Annotated in this window: 13 protein-coding genes; 2 read left to right on the forward strand and 11 right to left on the reverse strand. The window is 46.7% G+C overall.

Annotated features, from left to right (window positions below; all coding sequences use genetic code 11):
* Positions 1 to 454: 454 nt before the first annotated feature.
* Positions 455 to 2,071: an ABC1 kinase family protein gene (locus ACFQ1X_RS00005; protein ID WP_144841106.1), complete on the reverse strand. Its 1,617-nt coding sequence runs from the start codon at positions 2,069 to 2,071 to the stop codon at positions 455 to 457.
* A 105-nt stretch (positions 2,072 to 2,176) separates the two neighbouring features.
* Here ACFQ1X_RS00005 and ACFQ1X_RS00010 point away from each other — a divergent pair, with 105 nt between their 5' ends.
* A complete protein-coding gene (locus ACFQ1X_RS00010) occupies positions 2,177 to 2,953 on the forward strand; it encodes an enoyl-CoA hydratase-related protein (RefSeq protein WP_144841105.1) in 777 nt (258 codons plus the stop codon).
* A gap of 65 nt (positions 2,954 to 3,018) precedes the next feature.
* On the opposite strand, the gene ACFQ1X_RS00015 is transcribed toward ACFQ1X_RS00010, so the two are convergent.
* The 7 genes from ACFQ1X_RS00015 to ACFQ1X_RS00045 all read right to left on the reverse strand — a co-directional run bounded on the left by ACFQ1X_RS00015 (position 3,019) and on the right by ACFQ1X_RS00045 (position 12,725).
* Entirely contained in the window at positions 3,019 to 4,995 is a 1,977-nt protein-coding gene (locus ACFQ1X_RS00015) for a S9 family peptidase (RefSeq protein WP_144841104.1), read from the reverse strand.
* 617 nt (positions 4,996 to 5,612) lie between these two features.
* The gene (locus ACFQ1X_RS00020) at positions 5,613 to 7,169 is read right to left on the reverse strand and encodes a fatty acid--CoA ligase family protein (protein ID WP_144841103.1); all 1,557 of its coding nucleotides are present in this window, start codon (positions 7,167 to 7,169) and stop codon (positions 5,613 to 5,615) included.
* A gap of 99 nt (positions 7,170 to 7,268) precedes the next feature.
* Positions 7,269 to 9,206 (reverse strand): ABC transporter permease, encoded by a 1,938-nt coding sequence (locus ACFQ1X_RS00025; RefSeq protein ID WP_144841102.1) that lies wholly within the window; start codon positions 9,204 to 9,206, stop codon positions 7,269 to 7,271.
* On the reverse strand, positions 9,178 to 9,951 hold the full coding sequence (locus ACFQ1X_RS00030; RefSeq protein WP_144841101.1) for an ABC transporter ATP-binding protein: 774 nt from the start codon (positions 9,949 to 9,951) through the stop codon (positions 9,178 to 9,180). Before ACFQ1X_RS00030 ends, ACFQ1X_RS00025 begins: the two co-directional genes overlap by 29 nt.
* The gene (locus tag ACFQ1X_RS00035) at positions 9,929 to 10,957 is read right to left on the reverse strand and encodes a sensor histidine kinase (protein WP_144841100.1); all 1,029 of its coding nucleotides are present in this window, start codon (positions 10,955 to 10,957) and stop codon (positions 9,929 to 9,931) included. Before ACFQ1X_RS00035 ends, ACFQ1X_RS00030 begins: the two co-directional genes overlap by 23 nt.
* Positions 10,957 to 11,661, reverse strand: coding sequence for a response regulator transcription factor (locus ACFQ1X_RS00040; protein ID WP_144841099.1), 705 nt, complete (start codon positions 11,659 to 11,661; stop codon positions 10,957 to 10,959). Before ACFQ1X_RS00040 ends, ACFQ1X_RS00035 begins: the two co-directional genes overlap by 1 nt.
* A gap of 71 nt (positions 11,662 to 11,732) precedes the next feature.
* Positions 11,733 to 12,725, reverse strand: a complete 993-nt coding sequence (locus ACFQ1X_RS00045) for a lipoate--protein ligase (RefSeq protein ID WP_144841098.1) — start codon at positions 12,723 to 12,725, stop codon at positions 11,733 to 11,735.
* A gap of 143 nt (positions 12,726 to 12,868) precedes the next feature.
* On the opposite strand from ACFQ1X_RS00045, the gene yhfH reads away from it, so the two are divergent.
* Positions 12,869 to 12,994 (forward strand): protein YhfH, encoded by a 126-nt coding sequence (gene yhfH / locus ACFQ1X_RS00050; RefSeq protein WP_144841097.1) that lies wholly within the window; start codon positions 12,869 to 12,871, stop codon positions 12,992 to 12,994.
* A 413-nt stretch (positions 12,995 to 13,407) separates the two neighbouring features.
* Here the strand turns inward: yhfH and ACFQ1X_RS00055 are convergent, their stop codons facing one another.
* The 3 genes from ACFQ1X_RS00055 to hemH all read right to left on the reverse strand — a co-directional run bounded on the left by ACFQ1X_RS00055 (position 13,408) and on the right by hemH (position 15,721).
* Entirely contained in the window at positions 13,408 to 14,028 is a 621-nt protein-coding gene (locus ACFQ1X_RS00055) for a hypothetical protein (protein WP_144841090.1), read from the reverse strand.
* Positions 14,029 to 14,222: 194 nt separating this feature from the next.
* Positions 14,223 to 14,696, reverse strand: a complete 474-nt coding sequence (locus ACFQ1X_RS00060; RefSeq protein ID WP_379080841.1) for a FixH family protein — start codon at positions 14,694 to 14,696, stop codon at positions 14,223 to 14,225.
* Between the two features lie 92 nt (positions 14,697 to 14,788).
* On the reverse strand, positions 14,789 to 15,721 hold the full coding sequence (gene hemH / locus ACFQ1X_RS00065) for a ferrochelatase (RefSeq protein ID WP_144841089.1): 933 nt from the start codon (positions 15,719 to 15,721) through the stop codon (positions 14,789 to 14,791).
* Positions 15,722 to 15,724: the final 3 nt, after the last annotated feature.

Here is a 15,724-nt window from a genome sequence, read left to right on the forward strand (position 1 = left end):
GTTGTTGTGGTGACTACCATTATACAGGATTTGGGGAGGTGCTCTATTTTCATGCCGTTACACACCTAGAGCCGCAAGGTCTCGGAATTATGAAATTTACTCATGTATCAAGAAAATCAAAAAGTCCATTGTAATTTCAGTGATCTAGAGTTGCATCATTAAATGAGAAAATATAAAGCACCTTCGATATGGTACATTTTTAACAAGTACTCAATTTGGAGGTGTTTTTGCATAGGCAAAAACGTTTATTCAAGCATCTTGAAAATTTGTTTACAACCTGTTCGTAAACGTGTACTTTTACGAACGCTTCAAAAGTAGCTAAAAAGTGCAATAAAAAACGTTCGTAAAAGTGGATAAGCACTTTACGAACGTTCTCTTATTTCCGGATACGTTTACGAACGGTGTCTCCAGATAAAATTAAAAATTTTATCATCCGTCAACATTCGCAGAGGTTCTATTTAATAGACCGATAAACGACCAGCGATGCCACGAAGGCTCCGGAAGAAAGCCAGAGGTAAGGCTCGTTCGAAAACCAGACGGAAACGGAGATTCCCGTAAATGTCAGGATGCTGAAAATGCCAGCGAACATTCTGCTCTGCAGATCGCGGCGATACTCCCGCATGCGGCCGTCCCGGTTTTCCAGGTAATTGCGCATCCGTTCCGGTTCCTCGAGATAATTGATGACTTTCTGCGGAAGAACGCGAAGCGGCCCCGTTGAATTCAGGACCCAGCGCAACACATCCCCTTTTCCGAAAACTTTCTCGCCTTCTTTCTGCGATGAAGCCCATTCCAGAATACGCGGACGCGCCAGTGCCATCAGATCGACTTTCGGATTCAGGACATGGAGCACTCCAACAAAGATTGAGACCGCACGGCCGAAGAAAGCGAACTCCGAGGGAAGCTGAACCGGCTGTGTACGGACAATCTTCTGGAGATCTTTCATCAGCCTCTCCACAACAAAACTGTCCATTTCCATCAATTCATCCGACTCATATGCCGTGACAAGACGCGCTATGGCATCTTTCAATACTTCCCGGTCTGCATGCGGCAGCAGGAATCGGAGATCTTCCAGCCCATCCAGCACCTGATCATAATTTTTGAAGATGATGCCCTCGGCTATCCGCAGAACCGCCTGCGAGTCTGATTTCCGAATAACACCGGTCATTCCGAAATCGATCAATACAATAGTACCGTCTTTCTTCAGAAGGATATTGCCTCCATGCGGATCGGCATGGAATTGTCCCCCGTAAAGCACCTGTTCAAGAAACAGGATAAACAGTCTCTCAGAGATTTCAAAACGGTCAATTTCATATTTTTCAATAAAGGCAAGGTCCGTGATCCGTGCACCTTCGATCCAGTCCATCACCAATACATGGCGGGTGGACAAATCTTCGTAATAGCGTGGGAATTGGATGCCGTCCATTTCATCAAAACGTTCTGCAAAGCTCCGGCCATTTTGCAATTCCTGCTGGAAATTCAATTCTGCCCCGATCGTTTCAGTCATTTCCAGATATAATTTCGTGAAATCGATCTGCTTTGAAAAATTGGTGAATTTGCGTGCCATCCAGATGACAATCCGCACTGCCTGAAAATCAGCGCGCAGAATTCGGCCGGTTCCCGGACGCTGCACTTTGATCGCGACTTCACTGCCGTCTTTCATAATCCCTTTATAAACTTCCCCTATCGAGGCGGAAGCGATTGCCTCCTCAGAAAGATTTTTCAGATAGGTGGTATGCGGCGTGTTCCATTCCCGCTCCAGGACTGCGACGATTTGTTCGCGTTCCACCGAAGGAACTCTGTCAGTCAATCCCTCCAATTCAGCGAGAAAGCTGGGCGGCATGATGTCGGCCCGCGTTGACAGGAATTGCCCCAGTTTGATCATAAGGCCGCCGAGTTGAAGTGCGAGATTCTTATATTGCTTGGCCATTTCAGTGACAAGTTTGTTCCATTTCTCTTCTACCAGCGGATTCCAATTGCCACGATGACGTTTTTGGAAGAGCGTTGCCCGCATAAAAAATTTTACAGCCATAAAAACTATTCGGATAACACGGATAAACGTAATCTGATTCATAAGCGGGGTCCCTCCTCTTGTACATTACATTATAGGCACTGATAGCGGAATAGTCCAAAAAGTGGTATGTTTTAAAAGGATGGCAATTAGACAAGGGGGATGAAAATGGACACAATTAATTACGAACAAAAAGGAAATCTGGCTTTCATCACATTGAATCGCCCGGATGCGATGAACGCGTTTAACTACGATATGCTGATGGAACTCGGACAAGTGGTTGAGTCGATCCGCATCAATCCTGATATACGCGTAGTGGTCTTTACCGGTGCCGGAGAAAAGGCATTCAGTGTCGGCGCGGATTTAAAGGAACGAAAAACACTGACGGACCAGCATGTTAAACGCAATATCTACAAGATCGGCGAAGTTTTTTCCACAATAGAGAACCTTCCGCAGCCTACCATCGCCATGATCAATGGCTTTGCCTTCGGCGGCGGAATGGAACTGGCACTTGCATGTGATTTCCGAATCGTATCGGATGATACATTACTCGGCCTGACGGAAACAAGCCTCGCAATAATTCCTGGCGCCGGTGGAACCCAGCGGCTGCCGCGATTGATCGGGGAGTCGAAAGCGCTGGAGCTGATTCTGACTGCGCGCCGCCTGAAACCGGCCGAAGCACTGGACTACGGATTAGTGACACGCGTCGCATCGCAGGATGATCTTGCCGAAGTGACCGGTGCCTTTGCCGATTCGATGCTGGGGAACGGCCCAATTGCCCTGCAGCAGGCGAAATTCGCCATCAAGAATGGCATGAATGCAGATCTGCAGACCGGACTGCATATTGAAAGAAAAGCTTATGAACTGACGATACCAACCGAAGACCGCGTCGAAGCGCTGCTCGCGTTCGGTGAAAAACGCAAACCTGTCTTTAAAGGGAAATAAAATATTTGAAACACAAAAAGAGGCCCTCTGCTCAGGAGAGGGCCTCTTTTGTCTTGCTATTCTTCTTACAGGTATTTCTCCATCCAGCCGGCAATCTGCTCGAGACGCGCAAAACGCAGATTCGGTTTGCCTGTACGGGACAAGTTATGGTCCGCTTCCGGGAAACGCACAAATTCCGTTTCTTTGCCCATGCTTTTCAGTGTGATATACAATTGCTCCGACTGTTCGATCGGGCAGCGGTAATCATTTTCTGAATGCAGGATCAATAATGGTGTTTCCACATTCTTGGCATACTTCAAAGGTGAATGGTGCCACAGCTTATCGACATCCGTCATATCCGCCTGTATCTGCCAGTCGGAGAAATAATAGCCGATGTCCGACACACCGAAGAAAGAAATCCAGTTGGAAATTGACCGTTGAGTTACGGCCGCTTTAAAGCGGTTGCTGTGTCCCACGATCCAATTGGTCATAAAGCCGCCGTAGCTGCCGCCTGTCACGCCGAGACGCTCCGTATCAATCCAGCTGTTCGCTTCAATAGCGCCGTCAAGCGATTTCATGATGTCTTCGTAATCGCCGCCACCGTAATCGCCGCGCACTGCATCGACAAATTCCTGGCTGTAGCCGTGGCTGCCGCGGGGATTGACATACAGAACACCGAATCCGCGAGCTGCGAGCAATTGCATTTCGTGGAAAAATGAATTTGCGTACATGGCATGCGGGCCACCGTGGATATTGACCACCAGTGGATATGTCTTCCCTTCTTTAAAACCATAAGGCTTCATCAACCATCCGTGAACAGCCCAGTCCTTCGCCCCTTTCGCGATGATCAGTTCAGGTGCAACCAATTCGGTTTCATCCAAATAAGTTTTATTGAATGAAGTCAGCGCTTTGCGGTCACCGGTGGCAATCGTCAAATGATACAGTTCACCCGGGTCCACCGGATTGGTGATCGCGGCAAGTGCGAATTCGCCGTTTCGTGCAATATCATAGCCATAGACATGCTCCATGTCTGGAGAAGCCGGATAAACTGCGCCGTCCAGCGATGCGAAGTAAAGGCGCACATCGCCCATTGTTGATACCTGGAAGTAAAGGTCATTATCTTTGGTCCAGACAGCTCCTGGTGCGTCTGAACTTTGCTGATGATCCGCAACTACATAATCGCCGACCGGCACATCGATTCCTTCAGTCAGGCAGATAGACGACTTCGACGCAAGCGTGTGAACGTAAAGTTCCGTGTGCGTGGCGTTCTGATAATTGCGTGTGCTGCCCACATAAGCGATATGTGCATCGTCATGGGAAAACGCCGCACTGCCAAAATATCCTTCTTCATCCACGAGCACTGTTTCTTTCTTGCTTTCTGTATCATAGATGAACAACGGCTGGCGGAAGACGAAATCGAGGTTCTCTTCACGCGTCACGCCGTATACGAGCTTGCTGCCGTCATGCGATACGGCTTCAAGTCCATGATGATATGTGCCGTCCGTAATCTGTTCAACTTCCTTGGATTCGATGTCAATGAGGCCGATCTGGCGATGAAATTCCTTTGGCAGCAAACCCATGCCATCCATTTTGTATTTCATCTTATCGACGACATACGGTTCAGGAAATTTCTTTTCATCTTTTTCTTCTTTGTCCGTGAAAGTCTGGCCTTCTTTCACCATTGCGTCAAACCAGATCTTCTTGTTGCACGGAGACCAGCGGAAACTGTTGACCCCTTTTTCAAAATCCGTCAGGTCGCGCGCTTCTCCGCCTCTTGCCGGCAAAATATATAGCTGGTTTTTTTCGGTCCGGTCTGACAGGAATGCGACAGATTTGCCGTCTTCCGACCATTGCGGCGACGACACGCGCTGCTTGCCGTATGTCCATTGCGACAACTCGCCTGTCTCCAGTGAAACATGCCAAAGATGCGATATGTATTTATTGTCTTCTTCATCGATGTGCGTCCGTATAAAGACGGCTTCTTTGCCATCAGGCGAAAGATGCGGATCTGCCACCGAGATCAATTTTGTTAAGTCTTTTATTTCAACTGCTTTTTTAGCCACTTTATTTCCTCCTCAAAACTATTTCGATTCTCGCAATACTTACTCTTCCACTATAATGAAAAATATCAGTAATTTCAATGAATTTCAAAATTAAATAAGTTGATATAAAGAATCAGTATATATATCGCTTCGGCGCTTTGGACAGTGCAAAGATTATGCTTCTGCGCAAGCTCGTCGCAAAGGAGGCGCCATCTTCGTTTGGCGCACCTTGCCTCCCGCAATAAGCCGAGAAGACCACTCGTCTTATTGCTCCGGCCCGTCCTGAGCCGCGCCGGCGCTGGGTGATTAATTTTGGCGCAGAGAATCTCTAAGATATGGAGCAAAACGGCGCAGACGCCCAGGGGACCAAGCGAAGTGCTGAGATCCACTCGGGCGAAGTGAAACGAGACCGAGTTAGCTCAGCGCAAGCCAAGAGTTGGCCGAAGGGAGTTCGGCCGAGTCTTTGCGACGAAGCTAGCGCAGCGATGCAGGAGCACGGGTTTTGGCAAGCAAGCTGTTTTGCGGAATATCGACTACGTTGAATTATTAGTTCACCTTTTTAAAAAGAATCATAAGTGCTGATTATTATATAAAACACAAAACCCCCGGCAATTTGCCGGGGGTTTTACTTGTTTTAATTATTGCTGGCTCAAAGCCTGTTCTTTCAATGAACGGCGCAGGATTTTGCCTGTTGTGTTTTTCGGCAGTTCATCAAGGACTTCAAAATGCTTCGGCACTTTGTATTTCGCAAGATGTTCCGCGCAGTATCTTTGAAGATCGCCAGTTGTGTAGACCTGGTCTTTCAACACGACATACGCATTGATCGATTCACCGAAGTCTGAATCCGGCAAGCCGACGACAGCTGCTTCGGAAACGCCCGGATGAGCAAACAGGACTTCTTCGACTTCACGCGGGTAGACGTTATAGCCGCCGACAATGATCATGTCTTTTTTGCGGTCGACGATGAAGAAATAACCTTCTTCATCAACAGTCGCTAAATCGCCAGTATATAGCCAGCCGTCTTTGATCGCTGCATTTGTTTCTTCCGGCATTTTATAATAGCCTTTCATGACGTTCGGTCCGCGGACGATCAATTCTCCAACTTCCCCGACAGCCACTTCTTCGCCAAGTTCGTTAACGACTTTATTTTCTACATTGATGATGGATGTTCCGATCGAACCGGCTTTGCGTTCGCGGTCAATCGGATTGAAGCAAGTAACCGGTGAAGCTTCGGATAGACCGTAGCCTTCGGAAATGCGGACGTTGAATTTATCTTCGAAATTATGAAGCAATGCGACTGGAAGGGCGGAGCCGCCTGAAATCGCCATTCGGATGGAATCGAAATCGGACGATTTTGCCTCTGGATACTGGTACATGAAATTGTACATGGTCGGAACTCCCGCAAAGACTGTGGCATTTGTAGCTATGATGGCATCAAATACGTCTTTCGGATTGAAACGCGGAACAAGGATAATTGTAGCTCCCTGGATCAGTGGAGCATTTACGACTACCGTCAAAGCGAAAACATGGAATACCGGCAAAGTTGCCAGTACACGGTCGGCAGACGTAACTTTCAGGTATTCGCCAACATCCCGTGCATTAGAGTAAAGATTGCCGTGTGTCAGCATCGCCCCTTTTGGCTTGCCGGTAGTGCCGGACGTGTAAAGGATGACTGCCGTATCGTCTTCAGCCACTTCAACAGGCAGGTTTACAGAAGATGCGTTGAAGAGCATATTGCTGAATGCGTTCACTTTGCCTTTCACAGCATCCGGCAACTGAGCCAGTTTGGCACCGGTTGACGGATCTGTTTCGCAAATGATATAGGATTCGACGGCCGGAAGTGCCATATGCGCTTTTTCCACAAGGGGCAGCAAGGCATCGAGTGCAATGACTACTTTGGCATCGCTGTTGTTTACTATGTAAGCGATTTCATCCGGGGTATAAATCGGATTGATCGGAACAGCAGTCGCTCCCAGGCGCATTGTTGCGTAAAGTGAAATCAGGAAATGAGGCGTATTGCTTAACAGAAACGCTACGTGGTCCCCTTTTTGTACACCCATCGATTCCAGTGCGTTGGCGAATTTCCCGACAGTCTGTTCAAATTCTCCGTAGGAAGTATCCTTCCCCATAAAATGATAGGCCGCTTTTGATGGGTTCTGGCCGGCAATTTCGTGAACACGTTTTACTAAATTCATTTTGCATCCCTCTTTCGTATTGAATGAATACTCATTCATAATCGTCACTTTCTTCATTATAAAATAAATCTTCAGACAATACAACAGACACCGTGAATATCACGATGCCTGCAGATGGGTTATATAGCGCCAGCGGATGAGATAGAAATAAAGCAATTGAATAATCGTGAAGGCGGCAAGCACGATTGCCATTTCCCCTAAAATGGAAAGTTCTGCAAATTCGTCCCACACCACTTGCAGCGAAATGAAAGCGAAACAGCTGTGAAGCAGCGCAAGAGTCCATGGCAGGAAAAACTGCGGTACCAGCTGGCGGTTAACGATTTTCAGCAGCTCTTTTTCTGTCATACCCAGCCGCACCAACAGGGCATATTGCTTCCGGTCCCGCTCCAATCCTGTATACAGTTTGAAGTAAATAAAACTACCGGCTGCCAGCAGGAATACCAGCGCAACCATCACGCCGATGAAAAGCATCAGCGCAAATGAAGATTTGAACCAGCGATAATCTTCGCCAGGATTTTCAAAATAATAAGCGACCGAACCAAAGTCAGCCGTTTCGAAAGCCTCTTCCATTTGTTTCGAAAGAGCGTTGCCGACCCCGAGCGTTGCCGTCCAGTCCGGCACATCAAAAGCATAGTACGTGAATGAAGACTGCTCCGCGGTAAAGCCGGCTAACGGTTCATCTATCGCAGCGAAATCCTGGTCGTTCACAATGATGCTATTGGCATTCAGCGTATGATTGGGAAACATGACATGCGGATAGGCTTCTGCGATAAAAAGCGGAACTCCACTTTCAGTAAGCGTTGTATCCGTAATCGTTACATCCAATTCTTCCCGTGATTCCCGGGAGTATGGGATAAAAATTCCTTGTCCCGGCTCGGGAGCGACTTCTTCTTGGCCCAGCGCTGCTGCAAGCCGGTTGAATTGCGATGCCTGCAAAATATCAACTTCATTGCCACTGGCTTCCGAGGTCTGCCGTTTCACGGTCAACGGTGCAATGTCATATGCAAGGCCCTTCTGCTCCAATTGAGTTGCCAGCAGGTTGATATGTTCTGCTTCCTGCGGATTTTCTTCAAACGAAATATAAATCAGGCTGAGCGGATTCGATTCCCGGAAATCTCCGGTATAGGAAGTGAAGGAAGCGAGCGTTCCCACTGTCAGGAAAGCGATGGTCGACACGATGGTCACGATGAAGAACATCTGCGCGCTGTCCTTCAATTTGACTGACGAATCCGCGATGGAGACAAGCCTGGTCTTGTCCCAGAAAAAGGTTTTTTTCATTTTAAAGAGATTGAGCAGCGTATGGATCGAATGCGTAAAGAACAGATAAGTGCCGATGGTCGCAAGCGGCGGAATGATGAAAGCCATCATATAGACGGTCGTATCAGTGACAAGCGTTGCGAGCGTATAAGCTATTACAAGAAAACCGATGCCTGCCGCAGACAAAATATACGAACTTTTCCCTGTCTCGTCAACTTTCCAGTAACCCTGAAGCAGATTCAATACTCTCTTCGTCCGGATAAAGCCGACGCTGATAAATGAAATGATGATGAACAGGCTCGCAAATGCACCGATCGTCAAAAGGAAAGGCTTCCAATCCAGATACAGCGGCAGCGATTCCAGCTCCATAATTTCGCGGCCGATCATAAAAAAGAACTTCGAAAACACGAATCCGAATGCGATTCCTGCAGCCGTCGAGATGCTGCCAAGGATCATCATTTCAAAAAAAATCATTTTGCTTAACTGCTTTTTGGTCATCCCGAGATGCACCAATACCCCAAACTCCTTCGACCGTGCCTGCAAAAAGGCGCTCATCGAATAAAACAGGAAAAACAGCGTAAAAATATACAGGACGACTTCAGCAATCAGCATGCCGCGGACAGCCAATGTTCCGAGGCCTTCTTCTTCGAATAAGGGGTGGAATATGAACATCGAATAGACAAAGAACACCATGACCGACACCACACTGGCAAGGAAAAAAGCGGCGTAGCTCCTTAAATTGCGCAGTACATTACGGTAAGCGAGCTGCCGAAAGGTCATTTACATTGCCCCCCAATAAAGATAGGACGTTCAGGATGCGCTGATAAAAAGTCTGGCGCCGGTCATCGCTGTATATTTCATTGAAGAATTCACCGTCTTTGATAAAGAGCACCCTGTTGCAATAACTGGCAGCGATCGGGTCATGGGTCACCATGATGATTGTTGAGCCTTCTTCCCGGTTGATCGTTGACAATAATTCCAGTACTTCCCGTGATGCTTTTGAATCCAGGTTTCCCGTTGGTTCATCCGCGAGAATCAGATCCGGCTTATGGATGAGCGCACGCCCGATTGCGGTGCGCTGGGCTTCTCCTCCGGAGATTTCATTTGGCCGTTTGTGGAGAATCGGCGTCAGGCTGAGGCGGTCGGCAATTCCCATAACCCGGTTCGTCATTTGGTCCAAAGGTACATAATCGAGCGTCAATGGCAGCACCAGGTTTTCTTCAACCGTCAGCATCTGCAGCAGGTTGAAATCCTGAAAAACAAAGCCTAATTTCCGCCGGCGAAAAAGAGCCAATTCGTTCTTGCCCAATTCATGCGGATCGATGCCGTCGATAACTATACGGCCGGAAGTGAGATCATCAATGGTGGATATGAGGTTCAGCAGGGTCGTCTTGCCGCTGCCCGATGGCCCCATGATTGCCAGGAATTGCCCCTTTTCAACTTCAAACTCCAGTTGATTGATGGCCCGGTGCGTCACTTTTCCTTCATATACCTTTGTTACATCATCTATTTTCACTAATGGCATTTTTTTCCTCCTGTAGGTCTGAATCCTGGTTTGAAAACAGAATGGATACAGTCGTTCCCTGGCCCACAGCTGACTCGATGACCAGCTCGTGACCAAGTTTATTGCAAACTTCCTTGGCTATATAGAGACCCATTCCGGTGGATTCTGCTGTCTTCCGGCCATTTTCACCTGTGAAAAAGGCTTTGGTCACTCTCCCTAAATCAGTGGAAGGAATCCCCAGTCCTTCATCCTTAATTGAAAGGTGGATAGGGCTATTTTGGCAGGCGGCGGTAATGTATACTTTTTTGTCCTTTTCGAACGTATATTTAATGGCATTAGTCAGCAATTGCCCCAGGATGAACTTCATCCATTTACGGTCGGTGGCCACGATGAAATCTTTGCCCATCTCGATTACCGGATAAACTTGTCTGGAAATAAACAAGCGTTTGTTTTCAGTAATGATTTCTGTTGCCAGTCCATGCAGATTCACTTGCTCTATGTGCATATCCTGTTCGAACGTATCGAGTCTGGCGTTCATCAGAACCGTATCCAGACTTGCTTTCAGCCGATCAATCTCCTCGGAAACACTTTTTTTATCCAATTCATCCGGATTTTGCAGCAACAATTGAATAACTGAAATCGGCGTTTTCATCTGATGAACCCATTGATTCATGAATTGGAGATGTCTGTTTTGTGAGGCATAAAGGGTTTGTGCTTCATTTTGATAGACCTTATACAGTTTCTGGAGGTAAAGATCAATTTGGATCTGCTCGGGCGATCGGCCTTCCTTTTGCAGCATGTGTTCCATTTTGTCGGGATTTTCAGTAATTTTCTTATAATAACGATGGCGCTTAATATACCTGGCTCCCAAAAATGTGGAGGTCAGAAGAATGCTGATGACAAAAGAATAGATGGCCGTATCGAGGTTCCGAAAACCGTCCAGCCAATAAAGAATCATGATAAAGGCGACCAATACTGCCTGAAAAACAATATAAGCGGCATGTTCTTTTAAAAAGAGGCGTAGCATTACAGTTCCCCCTCATCGATCAGAAGGCGGTAACCTGCTCCCCTTACCGTTTCGATGACAGACAGAACTTCATAATCCGCCAATTTTTTGCGCACTCGCGTCATATTGACATTCAGCGTATTTTCATCGACAAATGCCTGGTCATCCCACAGCTCTTCCAGCAATTGTTCGCGGGAGATGACTTTTGGGTAGTGAGACAACAACAGTCCCAGAATCGTCGCTTCTTTTTTTTGCAGCGGAATAACATCATTTTTCACATGCAATTCCATTCTCTCCATATATAAGGTGAGGCGTCCTGCTTTGACAGAACGTTCTTCCTGCTTTAACGCATATTCCCCAAAGGCTCTGCGGAGGTGACTCCTTATTTTTGCAAGGACGATTTCATAATGGAAAGGTTTCGTGATAAAATCATCGCCCCCGTTTTCCAAAGCGAAAATCTGATCCATTTCACCGGACCGGGCAGAGATGAAGAGGATTGGACAAGTGGTGGTCAGTCGGAGTTGCCTGCACCAATAATAGCCATCATAGGAAGGAAGATTGATATCAAGCAGAATCAGATGAGGCTCGAACGCTTCAGCTTCTTCCAGAATTTTATCGAAATCCTTGGCTGTTTCCACTTCATAATGGTATTTGCGCAATGTCTCCGCGAGCATTGCGGCAATTTTCAAATCATCTTCCACGATAAAAATCCTTTGTGCTGACATATAGACCCTCCTTCCCTTTTCTTTTCATTCTAACAAAAGAGCCTGCTCAAAAGCAGGCTCTTCATTATTTCTTAATAAATTAATTTCAAAAAATCTTCTTTCGTGATGCCTCCAAGAAGTTTCGGGATGTCCATTCCGGAAATCGCTTCATCCAATGCATTGCGCTCGTACTTCACACCAGTCAGGGCATTTTCGAGTTCAGATATATCACCGACTCCGAAAAAGTCGCCGAATATTTTAGCGTTTTCCACTACCCCTTTTTCGACTTGCAGGCGTACATCGATGCCCCCGACAGGGAAACGGTGCGAATGTTTCACATTGAATTTCGGTGACTTGCCGTAATTCCAATCCCAATTGCCATAACGCTGGCGGGAAATCTCATGGATGCCTTCCCAGTCTTTATCTGTCAGTTCCCACAATTTCACATTTTCTTCGCCTTCGAAAATAGAATGAAGAATCGCAGAACGGAATTCCGTTACGGTCATCGGTGTTTCGAGAAACTCAGAGATATTGGCAACACGGCTGCGAATCGATTTGATGCCTTTCGATTCGATTTTTTCCTTGCTCACTTTCAGAGCGGAAACCACTTCTTCGATATTGGTATCAAACATCAGCGTGCCATGGCTGTACATCCGTCCGCGAGTCGAAAACTGGGCATTGCCGGAAATCTTGCGGCCTTCAGCCATCAAATCATTGCGGCCGGATAACTCGGCGTTGACCCCGAGGCTGTTCAACGCATTTACTACAGGTTCAGTGAATTTACGGAAGTTACGGAAGCTTTCGCCATCATCCACTGTGATGAAACTGTAATTCAAATTGCCATGATCATGGTAAACCGCTCCCCCACCTGACAGGCGGCGCACGACGTGGATGCCATTGGAATCCACATAATCCGTATTGATTTCTTCAGCGGTATTCTGGTTCTTTCCGATAATAATTGAAGGTTCATTGATATAGAACAACAGGAAAGGATCCTTTTCTACGTCCATGTTCTTCAATAAATATTCTTCAATAGCAAGGTTGATGCGCGGATCGGTGATTCCCTTATTGTCTACGAAATACATAATCTCTCTCCTTTAGCTTTTATCCTCTTTTCAGTTTAACGGATAATTAAAAATAATTCACTGTTGAGAGTTGACTTCTTCTAACTGTTATAATACACTAGGTTTAATTATCACAGTACTATAACAAAAAGGAGCTGGAATGAATGATTGAGAACGTAGTCGAATTTTTCAAGAACCTGCCACCGAAACAATGCGCAACTTGTGGAGAAAAGATTGAAGAACAGCACGAGTGCTACGGTACTCAATGCAATTCCTGTTCCGAGCTATAAGACAAAAAAAGGCAAGCGCAGAAAAAATGCGCTTGCCTTTTATATATATAGGATGAATTTCAGAATCCGATAAATATGCCGCTTCGGTGCTTTGGACAAGGGCAAAGATTATGCTCCTGCGCAAGCTCGTCGCAAAGGAGGTGCCATCTTCGTATGGCACACCTTGGCTCCCGCAATAAGCCGAGAAGACCACTCGTCTTATTGCTTCGCCCAGTCCTGGAGCGCACCGGCGCTAGGAAAGTAACTTTGATTGAGAGAGTATCTTAGATATGGAGTAAAACAGCGAAGACTCCTGAGGACCAAGCGAAGTGGCGAGATCCACTCGGGCGCAAGCCCCCCAGAACGCGAAGCTGTTTTGCGAAATATCGGCTACTACAGGCTTATTAGTTCAACATATATAGACGGAAACTGTATCAGTAATAATCAATGATTTCTTGAGCGAATCCTTTTGCATCTTCTTCTGTTTGCCCGTCAATTAACAAATAGTAGAGGGAATATCCAACCCCTCCTGCTTCGAAGAACATTATAACAGAACCATCCGCCTCATTCTCGATGAATTGATATTGGACTTCCTGTCCCGCGATCTCTATTAACTCAGAACCACTTAATGTTGCACCGCCTTCTGGAAAGATATTCAGGGTCACCGCCGAAGAACTTAGATAAAAGTCCCCGTAAAGCACTTCGCTTCTGTTTTCTTCTTCCCAAGCTTCCACGTCAATGCCTTCAAACAATTCCTCAGTAGACTCCTGATAAGTTACGGTTGCCTGCTTGGGCTCATCCCTTACAACCTCTTCGCCGCCTTCCAGCATGAAGTGATATTCAACAGCGGCAAAAGTTGCCGGATAGTCATCGTGTTTTGGGACATATGCCTCTACGTCTAATTCTTCACTAATAGCCTGCTGTATTACTTCTGTGTCATTTATCTCTTCTGCAGAGCCGTTTCCTTCCGCTTTCTCAGATTGACCGCAACCTGCCAAAACTCCTGCAACAATAAACAATAATGACATATTCCAGATTTTAAAATGCTTTTTCATAGGAGCCTCCTTTTAGAGTTCGTTTTTTTCCTCAATAAATATTTACGCTGCTCATTTGTAAAAGTTTTACTATTTTATGTATTCCCTTCCAAATTTTAAATAAAGATTACTACTTTTTGCAGAATAGATAGAACAAATCCCTAAACAAAAAACGTCCGAAAATGTAACAACCATTTTCGGACGTTCTATATAAATCAATGGCCGTGGCCTTCCATGTCTACCTTGCTGTCGGAATCATCACTGTCATCCGGAACAATTGACTCGGGATCCGGATTGCCCACAATAATTTCCTGCTTTGGCATGACATGAAGGCGGCGGGCCGTTGTATGCGCCTGGATGAAATATAATCCTTCTTCATCGAAGCTTGCTTCAGCTTCATAAACGCCGTCGCCAATATGTTCAGCCGTCAGCATGTCGCTCGCGTCACGGTGGCCGGACTCCCATACTTCATACACCACTTCATCTGCGTCTTCCACCAATTCTTCACCTTGTGTGACCGTTACCGAAAGAGTCATTGTCTCTCCCGGATCAGCTGTTTCCGGTGAAGTGAAATCGGTCTCGATCAGTTCAGTACTCGGCCCGGCGCCAGCAGAGTCATCTTCTTCTCCACAGGCTGCAAGCAGCAGGAGGCCAAAAAGTATGGCCGTCCAAATAATTTTCTTCATCATGATTTACTCCTCCAAGTGTTCATTCGCAGAAAGGAACCGGCAATAAACAACTTGCCTTGTTTTCATACTTCATGCCCGAAAAAATAAACCCCTTATTTTTCAGCCAATTTTTTCATCACTACATCTGCAAGGCCATCGATGAACAGCGGCTGTACGTTCGGCATTTCAGGACGGCGGTAAGCTGCGCCGATTTCATCGCAGACAACTTTACATTCGTAATCATTGTCAAACAGCACTTCGAGGTGATCCGCTACAAAACCTACCGGTGTGTAGACAAATGAGTTATAACCTTTGACATCATGAAGTTCGCGCGTCAGATCCTGCACATCCGGACCGATCCATGGTTCTGGTGTCTGCCCGGCACTCTGCCAGCCGATTTCGTAATTTTTTACGCCAGCTGCCTGTGCGATCAAATCCGCCGTTTCTTTCAATTGATCCGGGTACGGGTCGCCGTTCGCGATAATCTTCTCCGGCAAGGAATGCGCAGAAACGATCAGGCATGATTTTGCCCGTTCTTCTTCTGACATTTCAGCAAATGCCGCACTGACTTTCTCGCTCCAGAATTGGATGAATTTCGGTTCAGTGTACCAGCTTTCCACAGACGTCAGCGAAATGCCGGCTGCTTCGGCCGCTTCAGCCGCGCGCCCGTTATAGGATTTAACGGAGAAAGTTGAGAAATGAGGCGCCAGAACAATTGAGACCGCTTCTGTAATGCCATCCTTTTTCATCGCTTCCACTCCATCTTCCACGAAAGGTTCGATATGTTTCAAGCCTAGGTAAACTTTGAATTCGATGTCATCCTGCACTTCGTTCAGACGCTCGCATAATCCATTCGCTTGATCCTGTGTGATTTTTGCCAGCGGAGAAAGGCCCCCAATTGCCTTGTAGCGGCTGCGGAGATCTTCCAGGCTTTCTTCGCTCGGCTTGCGGCCACGACGGATATGCGTGTAGTATCTTTCGATATCTTCTTCCTTGTAAGGCGTTCCATACGCCATCACCAATAATCCCATTGTCTTTTTCATCATCAG

The sequence above is a fragment of the Metaplanococcus flavidus genome (assembly GCF_042675885.1).
GTDB lineage: Bacteria > Bacillota > Bacilli > Bacillales_A > Planococcaceae > Planococcus > Planococcus flavidus.

Coding starts and splice junctions, on each gene's coding strand:
- ACFQ1X_RS00005 (WP_144841106.1), bottom strand. CDS start 2,071: ATGAATCAGATTACGTTTATCCGTGTTATCCGAATAGTTTTTATGGCT.
- ACFQ1X_RS00025 (WP_144841102.1), bottom strand. CDS start 9,206: ATGACCTTTCGGCAGCTCGCTTACCGTAATGTACTGCGCAATTTAAGG.
- yhfH (WP_144841097.1), top strand. CDS start 12,869: ATGATTGAGAACGTAGTCGAATTTTTCAAGAACCTGCCACCGAAACAA.
- ACFQ1X_RS00020 (WP_144841103.1), bottom strand. CDS start 7,169: ATGAATTTAGTAAAACGTGTTCACGAAATTGCCGGCCAGAACCCATCA.
- ACFQ1X_RS00035 (WP_144841100.1), bottom strand. CDS start 10,957: ATGCTACGCCTCTTTTTAAAAGAACATGCCGCTTATATTGTTTTTCAG.
- ACFQ1X_RS00010 (WP_144841105.1), top strand. CDS start 2,177: ATGGACACAATTAATTACGAACAAAAAGGAAATCTGGCTTTCATCACA.
- ACFQ1X_RS00030 (WP_144841101.1), bottom strand. CDS start 9,951: ATGCCATTAGTGAAAATAGATGATGTAACAAAGGTATATGAAGGAAAA.
- ACFQ1X_RS00055 (WP_144841090.1), bottom strand. CDS start 14,028: ATGAAAAAGCATTTTAAAATCTGGAATATGTCATTATTGTTTATTGTT.
- hemH (WP_144841089.1), bottom strand. CDS start 15,721: ATGATGAAAAAGACAATGGGATTATTGGTGATGGCGTATGGAACGCCT.
- ACFQ1X_RS00060 (WP_379080841.1), bottom strand. CDS start 14,696: ATGATGAAGAAAATTATTTGGACGGCCATACTTTTTGGCCTCCTGCTG.
- ACFQ1X_RS00040 (WP_144841099.1), bottom strand. CDS start 11,661: ATGTCAGCACAAAGGATTTTTATCGTGGAAGATGATTTGAAAATTGCC.
- ACFQ1X_RS00045 (WP_144841098.1), bottom strand. CDS start 12,725: ATGTATTTCGTAGACAATAAGGGAATCACCGATCCGCGCATCAACCTT.